The 1,204-nt window shown below is 55.8% G+C and carries 1 protein-coding gene; it reads right to left on the minus strand.

Annotated elements, in window-relative coordinates; translation table 11 throughout:
- Positions 1-184: 184 nt before the first annotated feature.
- The gene (locus ATI53_RS22830; RefSeq protein WP_111551447.1) at positions 185-1,090 is read right to left on the minus strand and encodes an AraC family transcriptional regulator; all 906 of its coding nucleotides are present in this window, start codon (positions 1,088-1,090) and stop codon (positions 185-187) included.
- Positions 1,091-1,204 lie beyond the last annotated feature (114 nt).

Genomic DNA, 1,204 nt, shown 5'->3' on the forward strand with positions numbered 1-1,204 from the left:
CCATCGGGACCATCCCGCCAGCCGAGGCAGAGACCAACTTCTACGCAGCTCTGGAAACTGAAGGCATGGCCGCGTAACTAAACGTAATTAGCCTCCGGCAAACCCGGCGCAGTTCAGGGTGATGCTGAAGGTCGGATAATAGTGTCTTTTCGAACGGTACCGTACGCAAGCACACTCAGGTGGTTCAGGCTATGGTATCCGTCTTTAACGCTGACATCGACATCGGGTATGTGTCACCCAGGCTCCTTGATGCGCTCGGGTTGTAACCGAACTTCCGTTTATAGTCGCGGCTGAAATGCGTAGGGCTCTCGTAGCCGACTTTGTAGGCCACAGATGCAACGGAGCGGCGACTGTGCTCAAGCAGTTCCATAGCGGTGATCAACCGAAGATCTTTCTGAAACTGCAACGGAGTTGTGCCAGTCACTTTTTTGAAGTGTGAGTGAAAGGCTGAATTGCTCATCCCGATCTGTTCCGCGATATCCGGTACCTTCAAGGGAGCGGCCAGCTGTTCGCGCATCACGGCAATGGATCGCGAAATGCGACTGGCCGAACCGTCTGTCGCCATGAGGTTCCGAAGCGAAGCCCCTGTTGAGGACGTCAGAAGGCGGAAATGGATTTCCCGCAGCACCTGTGGGCCAAGCACTGACATTGCTGCCAGGTCGCCGCTCATATCCAGATAGCGGTGCAAGGGTTCGACCCAGCTTGGGTCGGACTGCGAGCAACTGATCGCACCTTCCTGCCTCTCGCTGTCCCGAAGGCCATCCAACTGCGCATATAGTTCGCGCAATGTCACCAGATTCAGCGAGAGCACGATAGCCAGATAAGGCCGCTGCAGAGAGGCCTGCGTAATCCGGGAGATGACAGGCAGATGCTGACTGACAATCAGCGCATCTCCGGCACCGATCTCGACGGATTGGTCGCCGGATCGCATCGTCTTTGCGCCCTGAAGCACCATACAGAGAACGGGTTCATATGCATATGCTTCGAGGGCGCTTGGAGCGTCGCGCCGATAGATGCAAACAGCCGGTGGGGGTGCAGACGCCACGGCTCCATCAGGGGCGCAAAGATCGACAAGCTCTGTGAAGAACATAATACCTGCTTCCCTCTTCTGGCTAGGTGTTTAGTCCCAGCGAGTGATGGGTTGGATCGACAGTGAATCTTTCTGGCTCTCTTGTCCAGATTTTGCAGATGAACTCGAATGGCG

Source organism: Salipiger aestuarii, from assembly GCF_003259905.1.
GTDB lineage: Bacteria > Pseudomonadota > Alphaproteobacteria > Rhodobacterales > Rhodobacteraceae > Salipiger > Salipiger aestuarii.

Excerpts from the sequence above, each read along its gene's own strand:
- ATI53_RS22830 (WP_111551447.1), bottom strand. The coding sequence starts at position 1,090 with ATGTTCTTCACAGAGCTTGTCGATCTTTGCGCCCCTGATGGAGCCGTG.